Source organism: Pantoea sp. Fr+CA_20, from assembly GCF_024520835.1.
Classification (GTDB): Bacteria; Pseudomonadota; Gammaproteobacteria; order Enterobacterales; family Enterobacteriaceae; genus Pantoea; species Pantoea allii.
Genome location: NZ_JALNPN010000003.1, coordinates 297,896 through 322,669 on the forward strand (window position 1 = coordinate 297,896; position 24,774 = coordinate 322,669).

Annotated in this window: 25 protein-coding genes; 20 read left to right on the forward strand and 5 right to left on the reverse strand. The window is 53.8% G+C overall.

Features of this window, described 5'->3' with window-relative positions; genetic code table 11:
• The first annotated feature begins 300 nt into the window (after positions 1 to 300).
• On the forward strand, positions 301 to 1,992 hold the full coding sequence (locus NR177_RS06265) for a methyl-accepting chemotaxis protein (RefSeq protein WP_256852480.1): 1,692 nt from the start codon (positions 301 to 303) through the stop codon (positions 1,990 to 1,992).
• A gap of 367 nt (positions 1,993 to 2,359) precedes the next feature.
• Here the strand turns inward: NR177_RS06265 and flgN are convergent, their stop codons facing one another.
• The 3 genes from flgN to flgA all read right to left on the reverse strand — a co-directional run bounded on the left by flgN (position 2,360) and on the right by flgA (position 3,862).
• Positions 2,360 to 2,791 carry a flagellar export chaperone FlgN gene (flgN, locus tag NR177_RS06270; RefSeq protein WP_063879051.1) on the reverse strand — a complete coding sequence of 144 codons (432 nt, stop codon included), beginning with the start codon at positions 2,789 to 2,791 and terminating at the stop codon, positions 2,360 to 2,362.
• A gap of 5 nt (positions 2,792 to 2,796) precedes the next feature.
• Positions 2,797 to 3,099, reverse strand: coding sequence for a flagellar biosynthesis anti-sigma factor FlgM (flgM, locus tag NR177_RS06275; protein ID WP_063879053.1), 303 nt, complete (start codon positions 3,097 to 3,099; stop codon positions 2,797 to 2,799).
• Positions 3,100 to 3,202: 103 nt separating this feature from the next.
• Positions 3,203 to 3,862, reverse strand: a complete 660-nt coding sequence (gene flgA / locus NR177_RS06280; RefSeq protein WP_063879055.1) for a flagellar basal body P-ring formation chaperone FlgA — start codon at positions 3,860 to 3,862, stop codon at positions 3,203 to 3,205.
• Between the two features lie 153 nt (positions 3,863 to 4,015).
• Between flgA and flgB the strand changes: the two genes are divergently transcribed.
• The 11 genes from flgB to flgL all read left to right on the forward strand — a co-directional run bounded on the left by flgB (position 4,016) and on the right by flgL (position 13,948).
• Positions 4,016 to 4,429 carry a flagellar basal body rod protein FlgB gene (gene flgB, locus NR177_RS06285; protein WP_063879057.1) on the forward strand — a complete coding sequence of 138 codons (414 nt, stop codon included), beginning with the start codon at positions 4,016 to 4,018 and terminating at the stop codon, positions 4,427 to 4,429.
• Between the two features lie 2 nt (positions 4,430 to 4,431).
• Positions 4,432 to 4,836, forward strand: a complete 405-nt coding sequence (flgC, locus tag NR177_RS06290) for a flagellar basal body rod protein FlgC (RefSeq protein WP_063879059.1) — start codon at positions 4,432 to 4,434, stop codon at positions 4,834 to 4,836.
• A gap of 12 nt (positions 4,837 to 4,848) precedes the next feature.
• On the forward strand, positions 4,849 to 5,520 hold the full coding sequence (flgD, locus tag NR177_RS06295) for a flagellar hook assembly protein FlgD (protein ID WP_063879061.1): 672 nt from the start codon (positions 4,849 to 4,851) through the stop codon (positions 5,518 to 5,520).
• 26 nt (positions 5,521 to 5,546) lie between these two features.
• Positions 5,547 to 6,794, forward strand: coding sequence for a flagellar hook protein FlgE (gene flgE, locus NR177_RS06300; protein ID WP_063879063.1), 1,248 nt, complete (start codon positions 5,547 to 5,549; stop codon positions 6,792 to 6,794).
• 20 nt (positions 6,795 to 6,814) lie between these two features.
• Positions 6,815 to 7,573, forward strand: coding sequence for a flagellar basal body rod protein FlgF (locus NR177_RS06305; RefSeq protein WP_063879065.1), 759 nt, complete (start codon positions 6,815 to 6,817; stop codon positions 7,571 to 7,573).
• Positions 7,574 to 7,590: 17 nt separating this feature from the next.
• Positions 7,591 to 8,373, forward strand: coding sequence for a flagellar basal-body rod protein FlgG (gene flgG, locus NR177_RS06310; RefSeq protein ID WP_063879066.1), 783 nt, complete (start codon positions 7,591 to 7,593; stop codon positions 8,371 to 8,373).
• A 65-nt stretch (positions 8,374 to 8,438) separates the two neighbouring features.
• Positions 8,439 to 9,143, forward strand: coding sequence for a flagellar basal body L-ring protein FlgH (locus tag NR177_RS06315; RefSeq protein WP_172823921.1), 705 nt, complete (start codon positions 8,439 to 8,441; stop codon positions 9,141 to 9,143).
• Between the two features lie 9 nt (positions 9,144 to 9,152).
• Complete coding sequence (locus NR177_RS06320) at positions 9,153 to 10,262, forward strand: flagellar basal body P-ring protein FlgI (RefSeq protein ID WP_096012331.1); 1,110 nt, start codon at positions 9,153 to 9,155, stop codon at positions 10,260 to 10,262.
• Positions 10,262 to 11,206, forward strand: a complete 945-nt coding sequence (gene flgJ, locus NR177_RS06325; RefSeq protein WP_063879070.1) for a flagellar assembly peptidoglycan hydrolase FlgJ — start codon at positions 10,262 to 10,264, stop codon at positions 11,204 to 11,206. The genes NR177_RS06320 and flgJ overlap by 1 nt, the downstream gene beginning before the upstream one ends.
• Before the next feature lie 124 nt (positions 11,207 to 11,330).
• A complete protein-coding gene (gene flgK, locus NR177_RS06330) occupies positions 11,331 to 12,971 on the forward strand; it encodes a flagellar hook-associated protein FlgK (protein ID WP_256852481.1) in 1,641 nt (546 codons plus the stop codon).
• Positions 12,972 to 12,985: 14 nt separating this feature from the next.
• The gene (gene flgL, locus NR177_RS06335) at positions 12,986 to 13,948 is read left to right on the forward strand and encodes a flagellar hook-associated protein FlgL (RefSeq protein ID WP_063879072.1); all 963 of its coding nucleotides are present in this window, start codon (positions 12,986 to 12,988) and stop codon (positions 13,946 to 13,948) included.
• A gap of 416 nt (positions 13,949 to 14,364) precedes the next feature.
• Here the strand turns inward: flgL and rne are convergent, their stop codons facing one another.
• The gene (rne, locus tag NR177_RS06340; RefSeq protein ID WP_256852482.1) at positions 14,365 to 17,670 is read right to left on the reverse strand and encodes a ribonuclease E; all 3,306 of its coding nucleotides are present in this window, start codon (positions 17,668 to 17,670) and stop codon (positions 14,365 to 14,367) included.
• 570 nt (positions 17,671 to 18,240) lie between these two features.
• Here rne and rluC point away from each other — a divergent pair.
• Positions 18,241 to 19,197, forward strand: a complete 957-nt coding sequence (gene rluC, locus NR177_RS06345) for a 23S rRNA pseudouridine(955/2504/2580) synthase RluC (protein WP_063879074.1) — start codon at positions 18,241 to 18,243, stop codon at positions 19,195 to 19,197.
• An 11-nt stretch (positions 19,198 to 19,208) separates the two neighbouring features.
• Here rluC and NR177_RS06350 read toward each other — a convergent pair whose 3' ends face one another.
• Complete coding sequence (locus NR177_RS06350) at positions 19,209 to 19,796, reverse strand: nucleoside triphosphate pyrophosphatase (protein WP_241536771.1); 588 nt, start codon at positions 19,794 to 19,796, stop codon at positions 19,209 to 19,211.
• Positions 19,797 to 19,936: 140 nt separating this feature from the next.
• Between NR177_RS06350 and yceD the strand changes: the two genes are divergently transcribed.
• From yceD to acpP, 7 genes are all read left to right on the forward strand, one after another.
• Complete coding sequence (yceD, locus tag NR177_RS06355; RefSeq protein ID WP_063879076.1) at positions 19,937 to 20,458, forward strand: 23S rRNA accumulation protein YceD; 522 nt, start codon at positions 19,937 to 19,939, stop codon at positions 20,456 to 20,458.
• A 14-nt stretch (positions 20,459 to 20,472) separates the two neighbouring features.
• Complete coding sequence (gene rpmF / locus NR177_RS06360) at positions 20,473 to 20,643, forward strand: 50S ribosomal protein L32 (protein WP_013025362.1); 171 nt, start codon at positions 20,473 to 20,475, stop codon at positions 20,641 to 20,643.
• A 25-nt stretch (positions 20,644 to 20,668) separates the two neighbouring features.
• Positions 20,669 to 21,709, forward strand: a complete 1,041-nt coding sequence (plsX, locus tag NR177_RS06365) for a phosphate acyltransferase PlsX (protein ID WP_063879077.1) — start codon at positions 20,669 to 20,671, stop codon at positions 21,707 to 21,709.
• Positions 21,710 to 22,663: a beta-ketoacyl-ACP synthase III gene (locus tag NR177_RS06370; protein WP_145394791.1), complete on the forward strand. Its 954-nt coding sequence runs from the start codon at positions 21,710 to 21,712 to the stop codon at positions 22,661 to 22,663.
• A 16-nt stretch (positions 22,664 to 22,679) separates the two neighbouring features.
• Positions 22,680 to 23,612, forward strand: coding sequence for an ACP S-malonyltransferase (gene fabD, locus NR177_RS06375; RefSeq protein ID WP_256852483.1), 933 nt, complete (start codon positions 22,680 to 22,682; stop codon positions 23,610 to 23,612).
• A gap of 10 nt (positions 23,613 to 23,622) precedes the next feature.
• The gene (gene fabG / locus NR177_RS06380) at positions 23,623 to 24,357 is read left to right on the forward strand and encodes a 3-oxoacyl-ACP reductase FabG (protein ID WP_014593428.1); all 735 of its coding nucleotides are present in this window, start codon (positions 23,623 to 23,625) and stop codon (positions 24,355 to 24,357) included.
• A gap of 153 nt (positions 24,358 to 24,510) precedes the next feature.
• Positions 24,511 to 24,747: an acyl carrier protein gene (gene acpP / locus NR177_RS06385; protein WP_003849865.1), complete on the forward strand. Its 237-nt coding sequence runs from the start codon at positions 24,511 to 24,513 to the stop codon at positions 24,745 to 24,747.
• Positions 24,748 to 24,774: the final 27 nt, after the last annotated feature.

The following is a 24,774-nucleotide window of genomic DNA, read 5'->3' on the forward strand; positions in this document are numbered from 1 at the left end:
ATGCAACGCTCCTGGTTGCGCTATAAAGCGCAGGTGATACCGGCTCACGTTATGGCAAGGGTTGATGAATAAAGCGTTGTGATGAAGGTACAACCTGTGATGTAGCGAGAAAAAAGCGTTTCACTGAGATTTGTCATCAATAATTCACGATTTATTCGTTGATCTTTTGTATCTGGAAAAGCGGGATCGTGAAAAAGCTAATGTTGTAATAAATTGATTCAAAAGTAGATTTTTGCATAAAACCCTTTCCCGTCCTGCCGATGAATACAGTCAGTCAATCATCAACAGGAGAGAAGGGAAATGCACACCAACGCCACTGAAAACGAAAAGCTAAGTCTCTGGCACAACCTCAAGCTTATTCCATTGTTCAGTCTGATCTTCGGCAGCATCTTATTTCTGTTCGTATTAAGCAGCAGTATTTCCGCCTGGTTTCTGAGCCAGGGCAGGCATTCGCTTGACGTTTCGACTGATGAAATTGAGGTTCGGCAGGGGCTGCTTGACAGTTCAACGCACATGCGTTCAGCAAGGCTGAATATCATTCAGGCGGGTGCTGCCACGCGCATTGCGGACACCGACAAATATAACGCGTTTTTACTCGCCACCGATGCCAGCGTTAAGAAGGCCGAGAAAGGACTCAACATTTATCTTAGCCGCGCCGTTAAGACGCAGGCCGGGATCGATCTTGATGCGCAGCTTCAGTCCCGATTTAACGATTATCTTCATAAGGGACTGCTGCCGATGATCGAGGCGGCCAAACAGGGCAGTTTTGAAGAGATCATTGCAGATGAAACCGAGGCCGACACCCTCGACAGGGCCTATAAAGATGTGCTGATGAAAGCGATTCAGATGCGGAATCAGCGCTCTCAGGATATAAAACAGCAGGCCGTAGAGCAGGTTAAGACAGGTTATATCACCATGTTAGCGGCTTTTGTGTCGTCAGTTTTGGTTGTGCTACTCGCTTTTGTGTTACTCAAAAGGGTGGTGATTACCCCGTTACGGCAGTCTCTGTTCCGTATTGACCTGATCGCCCATGGCGACCTGACCGCCAGGCCTTCCGCCTGTGGACGCAACGAGCCGGGCCGGCTGTTGTCCAGTCTTCAACTGATGCAGTCCTCCTTGTCGAATACGGTCGGCTCGGTGCGCACTGGCGCAATCGCGATTCTCCAGAGTGCGGGAGAAATTTCTTCCGGCAATAGCGATCTTTCGTCCCGGACAGAACAGCAAGCCGCATCACTGGAACAGACGGCGGCGAGCATGGAGCAACTGACGGCGACGGTGAAGCAAAACGCAGACAATGCTCATCATGCGTGTCAGCTGGCATCTGACGCGTCGGGTAAAGTCCAGACGGGCGGCGACATTGTGAACCGCGTTGTAAAAACGATGGACGACATTTCCGGCAGCTCGAAAAAGATTGCAGAAATCACCAGTGTTATTAACAGCATTGCTTTCCAGACCAATATTCTCGCGCTGAATGCGGCGGTAGAAGCCGCGCGGGCAGGGGAACAGGGCCGTGGTTTTGCCGTTGTTGCCAGTGAAGTGCGCAACCTGGCGCAGCGCAGCGCGCAGGCGGCAAAAGAAATCGAAACACTGATTTCGGCTTCTGTCGGGCTGATTAACGGCGGCACTGCGCTTGTCAGCGACGCGGGCAGTACTATGATGGCAACAGTTGAGTCCTTTCGCCGGGTGAATGACATTATTTCTGAAATCGCGGCGGCCTCCGATGAACAAAGCAAGGGCATTCAGCAGGTTAGTCAGGCTGTTACCGAAATGGATGCTGTGACACAGCAGAATGCGTCGTTGGTTGAACAGGCCTCGGCGGCGGCGGCTTCGCTCGAAGATCAGGCCGATAAACTGACCCAGGCCGTTTCAGTTTTCAAAATCGAAAACCACTCTGTAACTCATTCCCTTCCCCCTTTCTCTGCGGTAGCCAAATCCGTTGACGCAGTATTGACTGTGCCTGACGTCGGACATGAAAACTGGGAGGCCTTTTAAGCAGCAGCAAGAGTGGCCGACGGGATGCGTGTTTTCTCTTTAGGTGAGATGCACGTCAGGCTTAAGCGGCTATTATATCCAGCGCGAAGGACATGGCGGGTGAAGCCGCCATGATCAGACGGAATTGCCTGTGTTTATTGCCACGTCTCAGGCAAGCCTGATATCAGTCTGCAATTTCATAAATGGCGAGGCGCACGCGCCGCAAGAATCGATACGGCAGCGCGCAGGCGGGTTCAGAGCCGAGCGTTGGGATATAAAAAAACCGTCATCCCTGTGAGATGACGGTTTTTTCAATACGGATGACTTAAGGTTTGTCATCACCCAGCAGAGACAACAGGTTGTCTCTGGGGAGTGACAGCAACACCGGTCAGCCTTTACGGCTTAGCGTTGCCTGCCCTTGTCCTTTCCCGTCCGGGCCATAAAACGCCTGCGTCTGGTGAGGTTTCAGAACGTCTAAAGCGTCATGGGTAAAGGTAATTTGATGCTGCAACAAAATACCGTTGTGAGTATTTGCATTGTGTAACCGACGCGTGTGCTGCTGGATACCTTCCCAGCGGCGCGCCATGTCACTCTGACCACGATAAGGGGCAGATGTACCCAGGCTTTTCTCGTTACTACGACGCATTTCGTCTAAATAATTCAACGTACTCAGTAGCGCACTTTTATCTTCTGTAATGCGCTGCAAGTTGTTGCTGTTGATCATTCCAGACGACAGCTGTTGTTGCTCTTCATCCAGCACGGTGGCCAGAGACACCAGCACTTCCTGCATCTTATCTAACGTGGTCAGCAAATTACTCATGGGGATTATTTACCCTCTAAATACGCCTTAGTGTCGGCAATTAGCGCATCGGCGATTTTGCCAGTATCCATCTTCAACTCGCCATTACGAATGGCGGTTTTCAATTGTTCTACGCGCTGGACATTAATGTCCTGGCTGCTGGGCTGCATAAGCTGTGCTTGTGCACTGCTCAGGTTAACCTGGGCGGCTGCAGGCGTGGTTGCAGTTGTACTGCTGCTCTGACGCACTCGGGCAGTTTGTTGCTCGCTGCTGTCACGTGTTTGCACGGTGCTTGCGGGCTTAGACGGTTGTGTTCTGTCGATGCTCATATTCGGGCTCCTGTGAGGTCAGGGGAGTCTGCCACCTGAATCATAATAGCGTAATCGCTTAGCTGATTCTTCTATCGGCAGATAAACAGGCTTCTTTAATGTTTTATAGTGTTATAAGAATTTTCCCATCATCGCTCACACGACCACTCACAACCTGACCATTTCCCATACGCACCCGAACCCACTGCGATATCGTGCCATTGTTCAACGCTTTGCCCTCACCGCTAGCGTCAAACCCGTCTCCGCTGGCCACGACCATCACATCCTGGCCTGCTTTAACGCGCCATGGCTGGCGCAACATAGACTGACTTACAGGTTGCCCCGGTTGGATATCACGCAAGACCACCGCATCCGCTACTGACTCATCGTTGAGCAACGTGCGCGGAGGCAACGTATCCAGACGTCCGTTTTCAATGCGGAAATCATCTTTGCTAACGGTATTGCCACGGGGAATGGCGTTTTTAGCGACCAGATACGCTCCAGTGACCTGTACCTGCACCTGAATATAACGGCGATTCTCACCGCAGTTAGCCGCCACACTCATGTTGCCCCATGCCCGGCTATTGCCCGGCAGCGTAAATTGTGGCGCGTCACACGCTGGCCACTGCGTCTGCGGCGTGCGAATAACCACATTCATGCCTGCCGCGTGTTGGGGATCACGCGCCTTAAAAAACTGGTTCAGTTGGGCACTGAAATCGCCTGCCATAACGGGTAAGGCAAACAGGGCCAGCAGGCCGGCTAACAGGGCTGGATATCCACGCATGTGCTTTTCCTCACTGATGATGTCAACGAGTGTACGCGCTTAAAAAAAAACTCAAGAGCAAAAATAGCGACGATTTGAGGCGTTATTCAGACGATGACTCTTGCTTTTTCCCGATTAAGCTGCCAACTCGAAATTCTCATTTGCGGAGGAAGCATGCTCGACAAACTCGATGCGGCGCTACATTTCGGTACCGAAGCCCTTAACCTGCGAGCTCAACGTCAGGAGATTCTGGCATCTAACATTGCCAACGCCGACACCCCGGGCTATCAGGCCAGGGATATCGACTTTGCCAGCGAGCTGAATCGGGCAATGGCGAATGGACGTGCTGAAGGCAGTAGCCTGGCGCTCAAAGTCACCTCGTCGCGTCACATTGAAGCGCAGACGAACTCGGCACCGTCAATGAATATGCTGTATCGCATTCCGGATCAGCCATCTGCCGACGGTAACACCGTGGATATGGACCGCGAACGTACGCAGTTCGCGGATAACAGCCTGAAATATCAAACCGACCTCACGCTTATCAGTAGCCAAATCAAAGGCATGATGAGCGTGTTACAAGGGCAATAATTATGGCCTTGCTTAATATTTTTGACATTGCCGGCTCAGCAATGACCGCGCAATCACAGCGATTAAACGTCAGCGCCAGTAACCTGGCTAACGCCGACAGCGTGACCGGCCCGGACGGACAGCCGTATGTGGCAAAACAGGTCGTTTTTCAGACCGATGCTGCTCCCGGTGCTGCGACAGGTGGTGTGAAAGTGGCGCAGGTCGTGGACGATCCTACGCCGGCAAAACTGGTCTACGACCCAGGTAACCCAATGGCAGACAACAAAGGTTACGTGAAAATGCCTAACGTGGATGTGGTAGCCGAAACGGTGAACACCATGTCGGCGTCACGCAGCTACCAGGCTAACGTCGAGGTACTGAACACCGTGAAGTCGATGATGATGAAAACGCTGACCCTGGGTCAGTAACGGAGAAAAAGAATGGCTATCTCGGTAGGCGTTAATGAAAAGCTGGACCCCACGGTACTGAGTTCGTCCAGCACCGGCACGGGGAACAGTTCTCAGGACCTGCAAAACCAGTTCCTGACCATGCTGGTCACACAGTTACAAAACCAGGACCCGACAAATCCAATGGATAACAGTCAGCTGACGACGCAGCTGGCACAGATCAACACCCTGAGCGGTATTGAAAAACTGAATACCACGCTGGGATCGATTTCCGGCCAGATCAGCACCAGCCAGTCTCTGCAGAGCTCCACGCTGATTGGACATGGGGTGATGGTCAATGGCTCCCAGATCCTGGTAGGTAAAGGCACCACGACACCGTTTGGCGTTGAGCTGACTAACGCAGCGACCACCGCCACGGCGACGATCAGTGACGCACAAGGCAATGTGGTCAGTACCCAGGACCTGGGTTCACTCACTGCAGGCGTTCACACCTTTTCGTGGGACGGAAAATTACCTGATGGCAGTGTTGCGCCAGACGGTAAATACAAAGTTGCGATTGCTGCCAGTAACAGCAGCGGTCAACAGGTAGCACAGCCACTTAATTATGCCTACGTCAATGGCGTAAGCACGGCGGGTAATACCGCAACACTGGATCTCGGCACCATGGGCTCCGCCACCCTTGACGACGTACGTCAGATTCTCTGATTCACCTGTAGACAGGAGAGGTTTAAATGTCATTTTCACAAGCGGTCAGCGGTCTCGGCGCTGCCTCAAGTAACCTGGACGTTATCGGTAACAACATCGCTAACTCCGCCACAGCGGGCTTCAAATCCAGTACCATCGCGTTTGCTGACATGTTCGCCGGCTCTAACGTAGGTCTGGGTACAAAAGTTGCCGCCGTTATCCAGAACTTTAACGATGGTTCAACCACCACCACCAGCCGTGGACTGGATGTTGCGCTGAGCGGAAACGGTTTTTTCCGTTTGACCAACTCTGCGGGCGCGGTTTCCTATTCACGTAACGGTCAGTTCACACTTGATCAGAACCGTAACCTGGTGAATACCCAGGGTCTGAATGTAACCGGTTATCCGGCATCAGGCGTGCCGCCAACGATTCAAAGCGGTGCTAACCCGGTTGCGATTAAAATCCCAACCACGCAGATGTCTGCGAACGCGACCACCACGGCTAACCAGGTGGCAAAGCTGAACTCAACGTCTGCAACGCTGGATGACACCAAGTTTTCAGCCACCGACCCGACGACGTACAGTGCTAAAAACACGATTACCATGTACGACACGCAGGGTAACGCCCACTCGCTTGACATGTATTTTGTTAAGACGGCAAACAACACCTGGAAGATCCATGGCATTGACTCAACCGCGGGTTCCGCTGTGGGTAACTACCAGATGTCCTACGATGCCAACGGTCAAATGACCGGTGTGTCCAGCCTGGATGCGACAGGCGCCGTTGTCGCGGGTTCAACCACGCCAAGCACAGCCAGTATCACCATTCCTGGTGTCAATGGCGCAAATGGCACGACCGTGGCCTTGAACTTTGTGGGTAGCCTGCAGCAAAACACCGGTGCGACTACCTTTGGTAACGCCACGCAAAACGGTTATGCCCCAGGCGACCTGACCAGCTACGCCATTAATAATGACGGCACCATCACCGGCAGTTATTCCAACCAACGTACTCAGTTGCTGGGACAAATCGTTCTGGCGAGCTTCTCTAACCCGGAAGGCCTGAAATCTCAGGGTGACAACGTCTGGTCGGAAACCAATGCGTCTGGACAGGCCGCAGTTGGCCTGGCGAACACCGGAACATTTGGTTCACTGACCGCCGGTGCGCTGGAGTCCTCGAACGTTGATATGAGTAAAGAGCTGGTCAACATGATCGTCGCGCAACGCAACTACCAGGCGAACGCGCAGACCATCAAAACGCAGGACCAGATCCTTAACACCCTGGTCAACTTACGTTAATTCGCTAACGGGATTGCTCTATGGATCACGCGATATATACCGCGATGGGCGCGGCCAGTCAGACACTGGATCAGCAGGCGGTTACCGCCAGCAACCTCGCCAACGCATCAACGCCCGGTTTCCGGGCGCAGTTGAACGCGTTGCGTGCTGTACCGGTTACTGGCTGGTCGCTGCCAACGCGTACGCTGGTAACGGCGTCCACGCCGGGCGCCGATATGAGTCAGGGTGCAATGGACTACACCGAACGTCCGTTGGATGTGGCGATGCAGCAGGACGGCTGGCTTGCACTACGAACGGCAGACGGCAGCGAAGCCTATACCCGCAACGGTAATATGCAAATTCGTTCGGACGGCACGCTGACGGTGCAGGGCAATCCCGTCATGGGCGACGGTGGTCCGATTGTGATCCCACAAGGCACAGAGGTCACCATTGCGGCTGACGGTTCTATTACCGGACTTAACGCAGGCGACTCACCGAATGCCACGGTGCAGTTGGGTCGTCTGAAGCTGGTTCAGGCAACAGGTAAAGAGTTACAGCGCGGGGATGATGGCATGTTCCGTCCAACCGCCGCGACGCAGGCTACACGCGGCGCGGCGCTGCAGGCCGATCCTACCATGCAGGTGATGCCTGGCGTTCTGGAAGGCAGTAACGTTAAACCGGTCGAGACCATGGTCGATATGATCGCCAATGCCCGACGTTTTGAGATGCAGATGAAGGTCATTTCTAACGTCAACGAAAACGAACAAAAAGCCAATCAGTTGCTGAGCATCGGCAGCTAAGGCACGAGGATAAATACATGATTCGTTCTTTATGGATCGCGAAAACCGGTCTTGATGCACAGCAGATGAACATGGACGTTATCGCCAACAACCTGGCAAACGTCAGTACTAATGGCTTTAAGCGTTCACGTGCGGTATTTGAAGATCTGATGTACCAGACAATGCGTCAACCGGGTACCCAGTCATCCGAACAAACCACGCTGCCATCAGGTTTGCAAATTGGTACCGGTGTGCGTCCGGTGACGACTGAGCGTTTGCATACACAAGGCAACCTGTCGCAGACCAACAACTCGAAAGATATTGCCATTAACGGGCAGGGTTTTTTCCAAATCCAGATGCCAGATGGTACGTCTGCTTATACCCGTGATGGTTCGTTCCAGGTGGATCAGAATGGTCAGTTAGTGACCAACTCCGGTTTCCCGGTACAGCCAGGCATTACGATTCCAGCCAACGCCACCAGCATTACTGTGTCGCGTGATGGTGTCGTCAGTGTCACGCAGCAGGGGCAAACTCAGGCCGCGCAGGTCGGGCAGTTAACCCTGAGCACCTTTATCAACAACGCCGGTCTCGATAGCGTAGGTGAAAACCTTTACAAAGAAACCCAGGCATCCGGTGCACCGACTGACAGCACGCCAGGCCAGAACGGCGCAGGTCTGCTGTATCAGGGCTATGCCGAAACCTCCAACGTTAACGTTGCTGAAGAACTGGTCACCATGATCCAGACGCAGCGCGCCTATGAAATTAACAGCAAAGCGATCAGCACCTCCGATCAGATGCTGGCGAAGTTAACTCAGCTGTAATGCGAACAGGGCCGGCTCAGGCTGGCCTGAAGAATAGTCATTTATAAGGTCGTGACTCCGTGGCGATGCAACATATTCTCAAGCCTGGACATTGGTTAGTAGCAAGCCTGCTACTCACTCTTAACGGTTGTGCACTGGTACCGCGCACGCCGTTGGTGCAAGGGGCGACCACGGCTCAGCCGTTGCCATCTGCACCACCGGTGGTGAACGGTTCAATTTTTCAGGGCGTCGCGCCCCTCAACTACGGTTATCAGCCGCTGTTTGAGGATCGTCGCCCACGTAATATCGGCGATACGCTGACCATCACGCTGCAAGAAAACGTCAGCGCCAGCAAAAGTTCGTCCTCTAACGCCAGCCGAAACGGCAGCGGTAGCCTGGGCATTACCGCCGTCCCTACGGGCCTTGCCGGTCTGGCAGGCGCTGCAGGTGAAAAAGCCAACTTTGCGGCAGGTGGCAAAAATGATTTCGCAGGTAAAGGCGGTGCGTCTGCCAACAACACCTTTACCGGCACCATCACCGTGACCGTGGATCAGGTTCTGTCGAACGGCAACCTGCACGTGGTCGGTGAAAAACAGATTGCCATTAATCAGGGCACCGAGTTTATCCGCTTCTCGGGCGTGGTTAACCCACGCACCATTAGCGCCAGTAACGCGGTGTTGTCAACGGCCGTCGCCGATGCACGTATTGAGTACATCGGAAATGGTTATATCAATGAAGCGCAAACCATGGGTTGGCTGCAGCGTTTCTTCCTGAACATCTCGCCGTTCTAAGAGGTTTCAATGAAAAAGTTAGCATTATGGCGTGTCGGTCTGGGGTTACTGTTAGGCGTAAGTCTGATGGCTCACGCCGATCTGATCCGCGATTTAACCACCGTACAAGGTGTGCGCGACAACCAACTGCTGGGCTATGGGCTGGTGGTGGGTCTGGATGGTACGGGTGACCAGACCACTCAGACACCCTTTACGACGCAGACTGTCAGCAACATGTTGTCCCAGTTGGGCATCACCGTGCCGCCCGGCACTAACATGCAGCTCAAAAACGTAGCGGCTGTAATGGTCACGGCTAAATTACCCTCGTTTGCCCGTCAGGGACAGACGCTGGATGTGGTTGTCTCATCCATGGGTAATGCCAAAAGCCTGCGCGGCGGGACGTTATTAATGACGCCGATGAAAGGCGTGGATAACCAGGTTTATGCCCTGGCTCAGGGGAATATCCTGGTCGGTGGTGCGGGTGCTTCTGCCGGGGGAAGTAGTGTTCAGGTTAACCAACTGAACGGCGGACGTATTACCGAAGGCGCGACGGTTGAGCGTGAATTGCAGAGCAACTTTGGCTCGCAAAACACCATTAACCTGCAGCTCAACACCGCCGATTTCTCTATGGCGCAACGTATTGCGGATGCGATCAATGGACGTGGCGGCTACGGCTCTGCGCAGCCGCTGGATGCCCGCACCGTTCAGGTACGCGTATCACCTAATAACGGTGCACAGGTTCGCTTGCTGGCCGAGATTCAGAACATCGACGTGTCTGTCCCGGTTGAAGATGCCAAAGTCATTATCAACTCGCGTACCGGCTCTGTCGTGATGAATCGTGAAGTGAAACTGAACACCTGTGCAGTGGCGCAGGGCAACTTGTCTGTGACGGTTAATCAGCAGCAGAACGTCAGCCAGCCTGATACACCGCTGGCGGGTGGACAAACCGTGGCAACCACCAATACACAGATCGACCTGCGTCAGAGCGGTGGTGCCCTGCAACGGGTGAATTCCAGCGCCAACCTGAACAGCGTGGTACGTGCACTGAATGCCCTGGGCGCATCGCCTATCGAGCTGATGTCTATTTTGCAGTCAATGCAGAGCGCGGGTTGCCTGCGCGCTAAACTGGAAATTATCTGATGAATGATGCGCAATCGCTGATGAATGCGGCTTTTGACAGCCGCTCACTGAACGACCTTAAACGCCAGGTCACCGCCGATCCGAAAGGAAAAGCGCTGCAGGTGGCACAGCAGGTCGAAGGGATGTTTGTTCAGATGATGCTAAAGAGTATGCGCGATGCGTTACCGCAGGACGGCGTACTCAGCAATGAACAGACCAAACTTTTTACTTCAATGTACGATCAGCAGATTGCGCAAGACATCGGAAAACGTGGCCTGGGCCTGGCGGATATCATCGTGAAACAGATGGAACCCGCCAAAGCCCCGGATGAGACCGCCGGCACCGTTCCGATGAAACTGGATAACAGTTTCATTATGAGCAATATCGGGGCAACGCCACTGGAGCAGATGGTGCGCAAAGCCATGCCGCGTCTGCCGCCAGCCTCGCCGACGGGACTGCCCGGCGACAGCCGCGATTTTATTGCCCAACTGACGCAGCCTGCTCAGGCTGCCAGCCAGCAGAGCGGGATTCCGCACCACCTGATTCTGGCGCAGGCTGCGCTGGAGTCTGGTTGGGGGCAACGTCAAATCCTGACCCGTGACGGTAAGCCGAGTTACAACGTCTTCGGCATTAAAGCCAGCGCCAACTGGAAGGGTGAAACAACCGATATCATGACCACGGAATACGAGCATGGCGAAGCAAAAAAAGTGCGCGCCAGCTTCCGCGTTTACGGATCATATTTCGAAGCGTTGAATGACTACGTCAAACTGATTTCAAACAATCCACGTTATGCGGCCGTAACGAATGCGCAGAGCGCGGAGCAGGGCGCACAGGCATTGCAGGCTGCCGGTTATGCGACCGATCCAAAATATGCACAGAAACTGGTTGGAATGATTCAGCAATTCAAGAGCATGGGTGAAAAAGTGGTTAAAGCGTATAGCCAGGATTTAAGCACCCTGTTCTGATTATTCGGCCTCAAGTTTCACTTAAGCATGCCGATAATAACAACAAGAGCCAGGCGCGCCAGCGTACGTTGGCGACCACACTGATGACAGCCACCCGTTCAACGGGGGAATGTAAGGAACCGAGATGTCCAGCATAATTAACTCCGCAATGAGCGGGCTCAGTGCCGCACAGGCCGCCTTAAGCACGACCAGTAACAATATCAGTAATTACACTGTCGCGGGCTACTCGCGTCAGACCACCATTCTGGCCGAAGCAAACAGTACCCTGCAGGGGAAAAGCTATTACGGCAATGGTGTTAACGTCACCGGTGTTCAGCGTGAATATGACGGTTTTATCGCCGCTCAGCTGCGCGGATCGTCGGCCAACTATAATGCGGCGAATACCCAGTATTCGCAGGTATCTAATATTGATGATCTGATGTCGACGTCGACCACTAACCTGTCGACGGCGATTCAGGGCTTCTTCAGCAACATGCAAAACGTGGTCAGTAACGCCAACGATCCGGCGGCACGCCAGTCGATGCTCAGCAACTCGCAGGGGCTGGTTAACCAGTTCCAGACTCAGGCGCAGTACCTGACCAACATGCAAAACAGCGTGAACACCAATATTGCCTCTAACGTCGATCAGATTAATACCTTCACCACGCAGATCTCGAATCTTAACCAGCAAATTGCCAAACTAAGCACGGCTAACGGTGCAACACCGAATGATTTGCTTGATCAGCGCGATCAGTTAGTGAACGGCCTGAATAATATCGTTGGTGTGACAGTGTCACAGCAAGACGGCAGCTATACGGTTTCGATGGCGAACGGCACGTCACTGGTGAATGGTTTTCAGTCCACCAAGCTGGTGGCCATGCCGTCCAGCAGTGACCTGACGCGCACCACAGTCGGTTATGTCGACCCTCAGGCTGGCAACGTGGAGATTCCGGAATCGTCTCTGACCACGGGTTCGCTGGGCGGTATGCTGAGCTTCCGTTCGCAGGATCTGGACCTGGCACAAAACCAACTGGGCCAGTTAGCGGCTGCCTTTACGACCAGTTTTAACACCGTGCACAAGCAAGGCTTCGACAGCAACGGTAATCAGGGCGTCGACTTCTTTAATATCGGCAGTCCTACGGTGCAGGGGAACAGCAAAAATACCTCTTCTGCCACCCTGACGGCAGCGTGGACTAACACCAGTGCCCTGCAGGCATCAAACTATACCGTCAGCTATGACGGGACAAACTGGTCAGCGACACGTTTGTCAGATAACACCAAAACCACGCTCACACCCACTACCTCGGGCGGCGCTACGACGCTTAACCTGGATGGGATGAGCCTGACGGTCAACGGCACGCCAAACGCCAAAGACAGTTTCCTGGTGAAACCGGTTCAGAACGTGGTTAACGGCATGTCGGTTGCTATTACCAGCGGATCACAAATCGCCGCTGCGGCGGCGACCGGCGGTGAGAGTGATAACCGCAATGCACAAAAGCTGCTGGCATTGCAGGATGCCAAAGTCGTTAACGGCAACGCGACGATTTCCCAGGCTTACGGCGCGATGGTGAGTACCATCGGCAACAAAACCCAGGCACTCAAAACCACCAGCACGACGCAGCAAAATGTGGTGACGCAGCTAACCAACCGTCAGCAGTCTGTTTCTGGCGTGAACCTGGATGAAGAGTACGCGAACCTGACGAAATACCAACAATATTACATGGCGAATGCGCAGGTTTTAAAAACGGCCAGCACCGTTTTTGACGCCCTGCTTAGCATCAACTAAAAGCAGAGGACATCATGCGACTCAGTACAAATATGATTTTTGACCAGCAGGTTCGCGGCGTTAGCGATGCGCAGTCCTCTTGGTTAAATGCGGGAAAACAGCTTTCCACCGGACTCAGAGTGTCTAATCCTTCAGACGACCCGATTGCCGCGTCTCGTGCGGTCGTGCTGTCGCAAACGCAGGCGCAGGCAAGCCAGTATTCTGTCGCGCGAACCTTTGCCGACCAGGGATTATCGCTGGAAGAAAACACCCTTAATGGCGTCACGAACAGCATCATGAGCGCGCAGTCGATGATTGTGGCCTCCGCTAATGGTTCCTTAAGCGACGACGACCGTGCTTCTTATGCCACGCAGCTGGAAGGGGTTCGTGCGCAGTTACTCAATCAGGTAAACAGCAAAGATGCCAACGGACGTTATATCTTTGCAGGTTACAAAACGGATAGCCCACCGTTTGTGGATGGTGCGGGCGGCGTCACTTATCAGGGCGGAACCGATGCGATTACCCAGAAAGTGGACACTGACCGTACGATGACCATCGGTCATACCGGCAACAGCATCGTGATGTCGATTACCAGCAATGCGGTGAAAGAGCCTAACGGCGGTACCAGTGAAACGAACGTGTTTAACATGCTGGACAGCGCCATCAGTGCGCTGAAAGTGCCGCAAAACGGCGCTGACGATGCGACGAAAGCCACGTTTTCTGCGGCAATGGATAAAACCAGCCGTGGCCTGAGCAACTCACTTAACAACGTGCTCAGCGTCCGTTCCGAGATCGGTACCCAGCTGAAAGAGTTAGATACGTTGAATGCGCAGGGGGACGATCGCAAGGTAATTTATGATTCCCAGATGAGCAGCCTGGTGGACGTTGATTACACCCAGGCGATCTCCAGCTACACCATGCAACAGCAGGCGCTGCAGGCTTCTTACAAGACCTTTACCGATATGTCTCAGATGTCACTGTTTCAGTTAAATTCATAAAACGAAATTTGGGCGTACTTTAACCGGGTGCGCTTAGTTTTTCCCACCTTCCCAATTAGGGATGGTGGGATTTTTTTTGCCTGAATATTCTCCCTTTCACGGAGGTCGGTATTGATGCGTCCGGCGGCGCATCAGTCAGGGCTGAAGCTAAATCCTCTGCCCGGTATAACGACACGCTGGTGGTGGGATAAGGGGGAAAGCTGGCTCGCCGACGATGAAGAGGTCAGACCGCTAGCAGGGGGCAGGCAATGGACGGCTACGAAGGCTGGCAGAGGGTTTGACTGTCTGGCGACAAAGCCCGGAGTTTCCACATGCAGTCGCCAGGGCACAAAAGTGGCTTTCTCTTCGCAATACAGCAGACAACAGGCAATAAAAAACCCGGCCGGAGCCGGGTTTGTCGATACCGTTACCTGGCCTTACGGCTTGGTAGCAGGTGCAGTGGCCTGATGGGTGGCGCTATGGCCGCCCGCCGATCCTCTGCCATCAAACTGGAAAGAAGGACGCTGCCAGTCACTCTGAGGCGCAGGCTCGGGTTGCCATGCAGGTGCAGGTGCCTTAGTCATCGGCGCAGAGGCAAAATGCTTCCAGCGCGTTTCGACATTGGCGTTAACCGCCTCTACAGGAACATCGCGTGCGGCAACCGGCGCATGAGGTTCGCTAACCGGAGTGAGGGTTTCCTCAGCGGCGACAGGCGCGTTTAAGACCTCTTCCACCTGGGCTTCGGTCGCTGCGCTCACGTCGGTGCCGGCATGTTCTGCCGTTGCAGATTGCGCCGTTTCTACTGCGGCGGATGCTACTGCGGTTGGTGCGTTAACCTCAGGTTCTTCGGCAACGTCAGCAGGCTGTGCCTGTTGCGCAATTTCTTCAGCGCGGGCTTCAACGGCCGCTGGAATTACCGCGGGTTCATGATTCACCGGCGCATCAATCGCGTGGGTATCATCAGTATTCACCAGAGTAACCGGGGTTTCAGCCTGCGGTTCAGCAATTTGCACCGGTGCAGCCTGGGAAGCAGGGGCTTCATCAGTCACGACAGGCAGTGCAATGGCTGGTGCCGTTTCTTCGCGGTGGTAATCTGGCGTCGTTTTCGCTGTGTCCTGAAGGGTTTGCTCTTCATTGGTTTGCGCGACCGGATAACGAACCCAGACTTTGCCCGAGGCCATTTCAGGAGAAGCCGAGGCGGCTTCTAACGGCATGGCGGACTGCGTCGGGTAACGCTCATCACGGTAACGACGGCGACGCTGACCACTGACACGCAGATGACGAGGCGAACGGCGTGAACGGCGCGGCATATTGGCATTATCGCGACCGTCATGTTCCTCCGTCTCCTCAACCTGCGAGGTTTCAACAACAGGCTGAACCTGACGAGCTTCAGCAGGTTCTGCTGACTCAATAGCTGCCACCTGAGGCTGGTCAGTGTTTTCGCCAACGCGGATTTTCTGCGTCAGTTGACGTGGTTTGCGGCGTGGCATCACCTGCACGCGCTCATCTTCCTGCGCATCCACAGCGACCGGGGCTACAACCTCAACGGCTTCTTCAACCGTGGTGCTGACATCCTGCTGGGCGCGTTTTTCTTCCTGACGGCGACGCTGACGTTCAGCACGCTGTTCGCGGCGCTGTTGCTGCTGCTCATCACGTTGCTGACGGGCTTCGTCGCTCAGTACCGGACGATCGTCACGCGCTTCATTCGGCTGTGTCTGACGCTTGTTGCGGCGATTGTCTTCACGCGGTTCGCGGCTGTCGCGAGGCTCGCGGTTATCACGAGCGTCACGGTTGTCACGAGATTCGCGGTTATCACGGGATTCACGCTGCTGCGTGCTGTCGCCATTACGTGGCGTACGCTCGCGGCGATTGTTGTTGCGGCGGTTGTTACGACGATCGCCACGCTGATTGCCATTTTCCTCTTCGCTGGCTTTCTGCGGTTCAGAAACCTCAGCAACAGGCTCGGCAGCAGCTGGGGCAGGTTCGCCAGCAAACAGTTTTTTCAATCCACCTAACAAACGGCTTACCAGGCCCGCACTGGCAGGCGCTGCTGTAGCAGCAGGGGCGGTCTCAGCAACCGACGCTGGAGCAGCGGTAACCGCATCCGGAGAGGCTTCCGCAGGTGCCGGCGGCGCATCAGGCATCACAAACGCTGCCAGCGCAGGTTGCTCCGGACGGCGACGTTCGGCATGTTCCTCTTCTGATGGCATCGCCATCTCAGCTTCATGCAGCTTCGGCAGGTGGTAGCTCAGCGTCTGGGTTTCCTCACCTTTACGCACGCGTAAAACGGAGTAGTGCGGCGTTTCCATCCTGTCGTCAGGAACGATGACCGCACGCACGCCGCCCTGACGTTTCTCGATAGCATTCACTGCTTCACGTTTTTCGTTCAGCAGATAAGAGGCAACCGGAACCGGCACAATGGCATGCACTTCCTTGGTGTTATCCTTCAGCGCTTCTTCTTCAATCAGGCGCAGAATAGACAATGACAGGGATTCGTTATCACGAATGGTGCCGGTGCCGCTACAGCGCGGACAGACGTGATGGCTGGACTCGCCCAGCGATGGGCTGAGACGCTGGCGGGACATTTCCAGCAGGCCAAAACGTGAAATATGGCTGATTTGAATACGAGCGCGATCCTGACGCACGGCTTCACGCAGACGGTTTTCAACCGCGCGCTGGTGACGAACGGGCGTCATATCAATAAAGTCGATAACGATCAGACCGCCGAGATCGCGCAGACGCAACTGACGGGCAATCTCATCGGCGGCTTCAAGATTGGTATTAAAGGCGGTTTCCTCAATATCACCGCCGCGAGTCGCACGTGCGGAGTTGATATCGATGGCAGTCAGCGCTTCGGTACTGTCGATAACGATCGACCCACCGGAAGGCAAGCGGACTTCGCGCTGGAAAGCGGATTCAATTTGCGATTCGATTTGATAATGGCTGAACAGCGGGATCTCACCGGTGTAAAGTTTGATCTTGCTGGTAAAGTCCGGACGACCCAGGGCAGCGATATGCTGACGAGCCAGCTCCAGCACTTTCGGGTTATCGATAAGAATCTCACCGATATCCTGACGTAAATAATCGCGGAACGCGCGCACGATCACGTTGCTTTCCTGATGAATCAGGAAAGGCGCAGCGCGGCTGTCAGCGGCTTTTTTGATGGCTTCCCAGTGCTTCAGGCGGAAACTGAGGTCCCACTGCAGGGATTCTGCAGATTTGCCGACGCCAGCGGTACGAACAATCAGCCCCATGCCATCCGGGAGTTCCAGTGCCGACAAGGCTTCTTTCAGCTCGGTACGGTCATCACCTTCAATCCGACGTGAAATCCCACCCGCACGCGGGTTGTTTGGCATCAATACCAGGTAGCTACCGGCCAGAGAGATAAAGGTAGTGAGGGCCGCGCCTTTGTTGCCGCGTTCCTCTTTATCGATCTGAACAATCACTTCCTGACCTTCACGCAGCACGTCTTTAATATTCGGACGACCGTGAGAGTTGTAGTGAGCAGGGAAGTATTCGCGGGAAATTTCTTTCAGGGGGAGGAAACCGTGACGTTCTGCACCGTAATCGACGAAGGCCGCTTCAAGGCTGGGTTCGATACGGGTAATTTTACCTTTGTAGATGTTGGCTTTTTTCTGTTCGTGTCCTGGGCTTTCGATATCCAGATCGTACAGACGTTGACCATCAACCAGGGCAACGCGCAACTCCTCCTGCTGAGTTGCGTTAATTAACATTCTTTTCATCGTGACGTACTCGTTATTCTTTCATGAGTGATTAAAGCTGCGGGCATAGTTACCCTGGACGAGTATCAACCGATGGCCCCGTGACTTAGTGCAATGTCGTCAACCTCACGGTTATCGACCGCGCGAGGGGCGCAAATAACGTCGGTGGCCTGTTTTTCATAAGGAACAACAGCACCAGATAGTGGAAATGCGAGAGATAATTCAGTAAACCCGAGCACTCCATCTCATGTCCAGGCCGCAACCCGCAGCCCGCTAACTGTCTGATTTCGCATTACGTCTTACGCCATTGCTGCGTGTCTGCTCAATCCGACAAAATAACTAATTTCGCTGTTTTCTTCTCTGAATCTTCAGCTAAGAAACCTAAGCATTATTCCACTGCTAACCTTCATATAGCAAGGCGACTTTAACTCACTGATCAATTTTCTTTACATTTTAAGAACCCTGCGACAGAAAGTGCGCCAGTGCTGCTGTAAATCACAGCAATCACATTGCCCGTTCTGAGGGGATGCAGAGAGTTAAGCACAGAAAAAGGGGTGGCGCTATCAGGGGACACTATTTAGAATCGCCGCCATGAAAACAGAGAATCCCGGCGTACAATTTGTCGCCATCACGGCTGAAAATGCCGGACAGCGTATTGATAACTTTTTGCGCACCCATTTAAAAGGTGTGCCAAAAAGCATGATTTATCGCATCGTGCGTAAAGGTGAGGTGCGGGTTAACAAGAAACGCATTAAGCCGGAATACAAGCTTGAAGAGGGCGATGAGGTCCGCATCCCGCCGGTGCGCGTGGCCGAACGGGATGACGAAGCCGTGTCGCCGAAGCTGGCAAAAGTGGCTTCGCTGGCAAACGCCATCCTCTTTGAAGATGACCACCTGTTGGTATTGAATAAGCCCTCCGGAACGGCGGTACACGGCGGCAGTGGGCTAAGTTTTGGCGTGATTGAAGGGTTGCGCGCGTTGCGTCCCGAAGCCCGTTTTCTGGAGCTGGTGCACCGTCTGGACCGGGACACATCCGGTGTTTTACTGGTTGCTAAAAAACGTTCAGCCTTGCGCTCGCTGCACGAACAGCTGCGCGAGAAGGGCATGCAGAAAGATTATCTGGCGCTGGTACAGGGCAACTGGCCTTCACATTTAAAAGTGGTTCAGGCTCCGCTGCTGAAAAATATTCTACAAAGCGGTGAGCGCATGGTGCGGGTGAGCGGAGAAGGCAAGCCTTCAGAAACCCGTTTTAAAGTGGAAGAGCGCTTTGACGGTGCCACGCTGGTCAAAGCCAGCCCGGTTACCGGGCGCACCCATCAGATTCGTGTGCATACCTTACATGCCGGTCATCCGATTGCGTTTGATGACCGCTATGGCGATCGGGCGTTTGACAGCCAACTGGCTCCCACGGGGCTTAACCGCTTGTTCCTGCACGCGGCCGCGCTGACCTTTACTCATCCCAACAGCGGTGAAACGTTGCGCATGGAAGCGCCGCTGGATGATAAGTTACAGCACTGCCTGACGAAGCTGCGCCAGCAGAAGAGCTGACGCACGGGGCATCAGTCCTCTAATGGATTGATGCCTGCTTCGCGCAACATGTCGGTCAGCGCAATCAGCGGTAAGCCCACCAGCGTATTTGGATCGCGTCCCTCCAGGCGGTCAAACAAACAAATCCCCAGTCCTTCGCTTTTAAAACTGCCCGCGCACTGCAGCGGTTGCTCCTTCTTTATATACGCACGAATTTCCTGCTGGGTTAAGGTCCGGAAATGCACGGTGAAAGGTTCGCAGCAGTGCATTAAGCGCTGGCTGGCAGGGTGATATAACGCCAGCCCGGTGTAAAAGATGACGCGGTTACCGCTGGCGGCACGCAACTGTGCTTCCGCGTTTGCCTCGGTATGGGGTTTACCGGTTATCACGTCATCCAGTACGCACACCTGGTCAGAGCCAATAATCCAGTGGTCGGGGTAGCTTCCGGCCAGCGCCTGCGCTTTGGCGATGGCGAGTCGCGTCACCAGTGCCTCTGCGCGTTCATTCTCTAACGGCGTTTCATCTGTTTGGGGAGAGGCGACCGTAAAAGGCAAGCCCAGCCGGGCCAGGAGCGCCTGACGAAAGGGGGAGGTTGATGCTAAAAGAATCGATGCTGTCATTTTTTTTCAATATTGATAGCGAATTGGTGACAGTCATTTTAAACTGTGCGCCGCACTGGATGCGAATAGTGGTTGAAAGATGCTGTTTAACGGCCTTTTTCTTTGACTCTATGTGATTACAAAGTTAATATGCGCGCCCTATGCAAAAGGTAAAATTACCCCTAACGCTGGACCCAGTCCGCACCGCTCAGAAACGCCTCGATTATCAAGGTGTTTATACCTCTCAACAGGTTGAGCGTGTCGCTGAGTCGGTCGTTAGTGTGGACAGTGATGTAGATTGTGTCATGTCGTTTGCGGTTGATAACCAGCGTCTGGCAGTACTGACGGGTACTGCTGAAGTACAAGTTACGCTGCGGTGTCAACGCTGCAACCAGGTTTTTCCACATCATGTACACGTAAGCTATTGCTTCAGTCCTGTGTCGTCTGACGAGCAGGCCGAGGCGTTGCCGGAAGCGTACGAGCCGGTTGATGTCAACGAGTTTGGTGAGATCGACCTGCTGGCAGTTATCGAGGATGAAGTTATTCTCGCGCTGCCTGTGGTTCCGGTGCACGATTCTGAACACTGTGAAGTGTCCGAGGCGGACATGGTGTTTGGTCAGTTGCCTGCAGAGGCAGAAAAACCAAACCCATTTGCCGTATTAGCCAGTTTAAAGCGTAAGTAATAGGAGTAAGGTCCATGGCCGTACAACAGAATAAACCCACCCGTTCTAAGCGTGGTATGCGTCGTTCGCACGATGCTCTGACCACTGCCACTCTGTCAGTAGATAAAGTTTCTGGTGAAACTCATCTGCGTCACCACATCACTGCGGATGGTTACTACCGCGGTCGCAAGGTTATCGTTAAGTAAGTTCTTTGCTTAGCAAGGCGATACCTTGGCACGTTTGACCCTGGCTATCGATGCCATGGGCGGGGACTTCGGCCCCTGCGTGACGGTGCCTGCAGCATTGCAGGCACTGGCCTCTCATTCGGAAATTATCCTTCTTCTTGTCGGAGATCCCGACATTCTCACGCCATTGCTTGCCAAAGCGGATTCCTCCTTACTGGAGCGACTGCAGGTTGTGCCTGCCGAATCAGTTATTGCAAGTGATGCGCGACCCGCACAAGCCATCCGTAACAGCCGCGGCAGTTCAATGCGAGTGGCGTTAGAGTTGGTCAAAGAAGGGCGGGCCCAGGCCTGCGTCAGCAGCGGCAACACGGGCGCGCTGATGGGGTTGGCGACACTATTACTTAAGCCGCTGGACGGCATTAAACGTCCGGCGCTTATGACCGTTTTACCCCATCAGCAGAAGGGAAAAACGGTCATTTTAGATTTAGGTGCCAATGTCGACTCTGACAGTGCGATGCTGGTGCAGTTTGCGGTGATGGGCTCAGTTATGGCGGAAGAAGTGCTGGGCATTGCGAATCCCCGTGTGGCACTTCTCAATATTGGTCATGAAGAGCACAAAGGGCTTGAAAGCATCCGCGATGCGGCGTTAAGTCTCAAGGCATTGCCGCAGATTAACTACATTGGTTATCTCGAAGGTAACGATTTACTGACTGGCAAAACGGATGTGCTGGTCTGTGATGGTTTCGCTGGAAACATCACACTGAAGACCATGGAAGGCGTAGTAAGAATGTTTCTTTCCCTGTTCAAGTCGTCAGGGGAAGGTGAAAAGCGGTCGTGGTGGCTGACGTTGCTGGGGCGCTGGATTAAAAAGCGTTTGGCCAGGCGCTTCGGGCATCTCAACCCCGACCAGTACAATGGCGCTTGTCTGTTAGGATTACGCGGGACAGTGATAAAGAGCCATGGCGCAGCAAATCAACATGCTTTTGCCGTGGCGATCAATCAGGCCGAGCAGACGGTGAGGCGGCAGGTTCCTGAACGCATTGCCGCCCGTCTGGACGCTGTATTAGCCAGGAGTGACAAAGCCTAGATGTTTACCAAAATTATCGGTACGGGCAGTTATTTGCCCAGCCAGATCCGCACCAATGCCGATCTGGAAAAAATGGTGGAGACCTCGGACGAGTGGATTGTTACCCGTACCGGCATTCGTGAGCGCCGTATTGCTGCTCCGGATGAGACTGTCGCAAGCATGGGGCATCAGGCTGCACAGCGTGCACTGGAAATGGCAGGCGTCGACGCCAATGATGTGGGGCTGATTATTGTCGCAACCACGTCTTCCAGTCATGCCTTCCCAAGCTCTGCCTGCATGATTCAGCAGATGCTCGACATCAAAGATTGTGCAGCGTTTGATCTTGCAGCGGCCTGTGCTGGCTTTACCTATGCGTTAAGCGTGGCCGATCAATATATTAAAAATGGTGCGGTAAAGCATGCGTTAGTCATCGGTGCGGATGTCCTGGCGCGTACGCTCAATCCTGACGATCGCGGTACGATCATCCTGTTTGGTGATGGTGCGGGTGCCGTGGTACTGGGTCAGAGCAAAGAGCAGGGGATCATTTCAACCCATCTGCACGCGGACGGCCGCTATGCCCAACTGCTGACGCTGCCTTATCAGGATCGTGCAAATCAGGATCAACCCGCTTATCTGACGATGGCGGGCAACGAAGTCTTCAAAGTGGCGGTAACAGAGCTAGCGCACATTGTTGATGAGACGTTGCAGGCAAACAACATTGCGCGTGAAGACCTGGACTGGCTGGTGCCGCATCAGGCTAACCTGCGTATTATTAGCGCTACGGCGAAAAAACTGGGCATGACCATGGAAAAAGTGGTGGTCACACTGGATCGTCATGGTAATACGTCAGCCGCGTCTGTGCCGAGTGCGCTGGATGAGGCCGTGCGCGATGGCCGCATCAAACCCGGACAACTTATTTTGCTGGAAGCCTTTGGTGGTGGATTCACCTGGGGTTCTGCGCTGGTTCGCTTTTGATTGACAGGAACTGAAAATGACGCAATTTGCTTTTGTTTTCCCAGGTCAGGGCTCACAGACCGTGGGCATGTTAACGGAACTGGCGGCTGCTTATCCGGCCGTTGAAGCTACGTTCCGTGAAGCTTCTGACGTCCTCGGTTATGATCTGTGGCAGTTAGTCAGCCAGGGACCTGCTGAAGCGTTAAATAAAACCTGGCGGACACAGCCTGCGCTACTGGCGGCTTCGGTAGCTATCTACCGTGTCTGGCAGCAACAGGGTGGCAAACAGCCAGCCCTGATGGCCGGTCATAGCCTGGGTGAGTACTCAGCGCTGGTCTGCGCAGGCGTGCTGGATTTTGCGGACGCCATCAAGCTGGTTGAACTGCGTGGTAAACTGATGCAGGAAGCCGTGCCAGAAGGCACCGGCGCTATGCAGGCGATCATCGGTCTTGATGATGCAGCCATTGCAAAAGCCTGTGAAGAGAGTGCGCAGGGCGAAGTCGTTTCGCCGGTAAACTTCAACTCGCCAGGTCAGGTGGTGATCGCCGGTAACAAAGATGCGGTTGAACGCGCGGGTGCAGCCTGCAAAGCGGCAGGTGCAAAACGTGCGCTCCCGTTGCCGGTAAGTGTTCCTTCCCACTGCGCGCTGATGAAGCCAGCAGCCGATAAACTGGCGCTGACGCTGGAAAACATCACCTTTAATGCGCCAGTGGTACCGGTTATTAATAACGTGGATGTAAAAGCAGAAACGGACGCCGACGCGATTCGTCATGCGTTGATTCGTCAGCTTTACAGCCCGGTACGCTGGACAGAAAGCGTCGAGGCCATGGCCGCTCAGGGCGTCACTCAGCTGTTTGAAATGGGACCAGGTAAAGTCCTTACCGGTCTGACAAAACGCATTGTAGACGGCCTGTCCGCAGCAGCGGTGAACGATACTGCGTCATTGACTGCGGCGCTTGCACAGGAATAAGAGGAAAATCATGAGCTTTGAAGGTAAAGTAGCGCTGGTAACTGGCGCAAGCCGCGGCATCGGCCGTGCGATTGCAGAAACCCTGGCGGCACGCGGTGCGAAAGTGGTCGGTACTGCAACCAGCCAAAGTGGTGCCGATGCTATCAGTGATTACCTTGGCGATAAAGGACAAGGTCTGCTGTTAAACGTGACGGATGCCGCTTCTGTAAACAGTGTTTTAGAGAAAATTCGCGCGGAATTTGGCGAAGTGGACATTTTAGTCAATAATGCAGGCATTACGCGTGATAATCTACTGATGCGTATGAAAGACGATGAGTGGCAGGATATCCTTGATACCAACCTCACATCGGTATTCCGTCTTTCTAAGGCGGTGATGCGTGCCATGATGAAAAAGCGCATGGGTCGTATCATCACCATCGGTTCTGTTGTTGGAACCATGGGCAATGCGGGTCAGGCAAACTACGCTGCAGCAAAAGCAGGTTTGATTGGCTTTAGCAAATCACTGGCGCGGGAAATCGCGTCACGTGGCATTACCGTCAACGTCGTGGCTCCGGGCTTCATAGAGACCGACATGACGCGGGCACTGAACGAAGATCAACGTTCCGGTATTCTGGCGGAGGTCCCAGCGGGTCGCTTAGGCGAAGCGCAGGAAATTGCTAATGCCGTTGCATTCTTAGCCTCTGACGAAGCAGCCTACATCACGGGTGAGACGCTGCACGTTAATGGCGGCATGTATATGGTCTGATAATTACGAAATCATTTGCATTATTTGCGGATAAAACCGCACAATAGCGTAAAATCGTGGTTCGACCAGCCGGGATTTTGTTGCATCTTTTTCAACATTTTATACACTACGAAAACCATCGCGAAAGCGAGTTTTGATAGGAAATTAAATAGTATGAGCGATATCGAACAACGCGTTAAGAAAATCATCAGTGAGCAGCTGGGTGTGAAAGAGGAAGAAGTGACCAACTCTGCATCTTTCGTAGAAGACCTTGGTGCCGATTCTCTTGATACCGTTGAGCTGGTAATGGCTCTGGAAGAAGAGTTTGATACTGAAATTCCAGACGAAGAAGCTGAGAAAATCACTACCGTTCAGGCAGCGATCGACTATATCAATAGCCATAAAGGCTAATGAATATCTTCAGGCGGTCAATTGACC

Coding starts and splice junctions, on each gene's coding strand:
- flgC (WP_063879059.1), top strand. CDS start 4,432: ATGGCCTTGCTTAATATTTTTGACATTGCCGGCTCAGCAATGACCGCG.
- flgG (WP_063879066.1), top strand. CDS start 7,591: ATGATTCGTTCTTTATGGATCGCGAAAACCGGTCTTGATGCACAGCAG.
- NR177_RS06320 (WP_096012331.1), top strand. CDS start 9,153: ATGAAAAAGTTAGCATTATGGCGTGTCGGTCTGGGGTTACTGTTAGGC.
- NR177_RS06350 (WP_241536771.1), bottom strand. CDS start 19,796: ATGACAGCATCGATTCTTTTAGCATCAACCTCCCCCTTTCGTCAGGCG.
- flgJ (WP_063879070.1), top strand. CDS start 10,262: ATGAATGATGCGCAATCGCTGATGAATGCGGCTTTTGACAGCCGCTCA.
- flgM (WP_063879053.1), bottom strand. CDS start 3,099: ATGAGCATCGACAGAACACAACCGTCTAAGCCCGCAAGCACCGTGCAA.
- rne (WP_256852482.1), bottom strand. CDS start 17,670: ATGAAAAGAATGTTAATTAACGCAACTCAGCAGGAGGAGTTGCGCGTT.
- flgD (WP_063879061.1), top strand. CDS start 4,849: ATGGCTATCTCGGTAGGCGTTAATGAAAAGCTGGACCCCACGGTACTG.
- fabD (WP_256852483.1), top strand. CDS start 22,680: ATGACGCAATTTGCTTTTGTTTTCCCAGGTCAGGGCTCACAGACCGTG.
- NR177_RS06305 (WP_063879065.1), top strand. CDS start 6,815: ATGGATCACGCGATATATACCGCGATGGGCGCGGCCAGTCAGACACTG.
- NR177_RS06315 (WP_172823921.1), top strand. CDS start 8,439: ATGCAACATATTCTCAAGCCTGGACATTGGTTAGTAGCAAGCCTGCTA.
- flgN (WP_063879051.1), bottom strand. CDS start 2,791: ATGAGTAATTTGCTGACCACGTTAGATAAGATGCAGGAAGTGCTGGTG.
- flgK (WP_256852481.1), top strand. CDS start 11,331: ATGTCCAGCATAATTAACTCCGCAATGAGCGGGCTCAGTGCCGCACAG.
- flgL (WP_063879072.1), top strand. CDS start 12,986: ATGCGACTCAGTACAAATATGATTTTTGACCAGCAGGTTCGCGGCGTT.
- acpP (WP_003849865.1), top strand. CDS start 24,511: ATGAGCGATATCGAACAACGCGTTAAGAAAATCATCAGTGAGCAGCTG.
- flgA (WP_063879055.1), bottom strand. CDS start 3,862: ATGCGTGGATATCCAGCCCTGTTAGCCGGCCTGCTGGCCCTGTTTGCC.
- rluC (WP_063879074.1), top strand. CDS start 18,241: ATGAAAACAGAGAATCCCGGCGTACAATTTGTCGCCATCACGGCTGAA.
- fabG (WP_014593428.1), top strand. CDS start 23,623: ATGAGCTTTGAAGGTAAAGTAGCGCTGGTAACTGGCGCAAGCCGCGGC.
- yceD (WP_063879076.1), top strand. CDS start 19,937: ATGCAAAAGGTAAAATTACCCCTAACGCTGGACCCAGTCCGCACCGCT.
- NR177_RS06370 (WP_145394791.1), top strand. CDS start 21,710: ATGTTTACCAAAATTATCGGTACGGGCAGTTATTTGCCCAGCCAGATC.
- rpmF (WP_013025362.1), top strand. CDS start 20,473: ATGGCCGTACAACAGAATAAACCCACCCGTTCTAAGCGTGGTATGCGT.
- NR177_RS06265 (WP_256852480.1), top strand. CDS start 301: ATGCACACCAACGCCACTGAAAACGAAAAGCTAAGTCTCTGGCACAAC.
- flgB (WP_063879057.1), top strand. CDS start 4,016: ATGCTCGACAAACTCGATGCGGCGCTACATTTCGGTACCGAAGCCCTT.
- flgE (WP_063879063.1), top strand. CDS start 5,547: ATGTCATTTTCACAAGCGGTCAGCGGTCTCGGCGCTGCCTCAAGTAAC.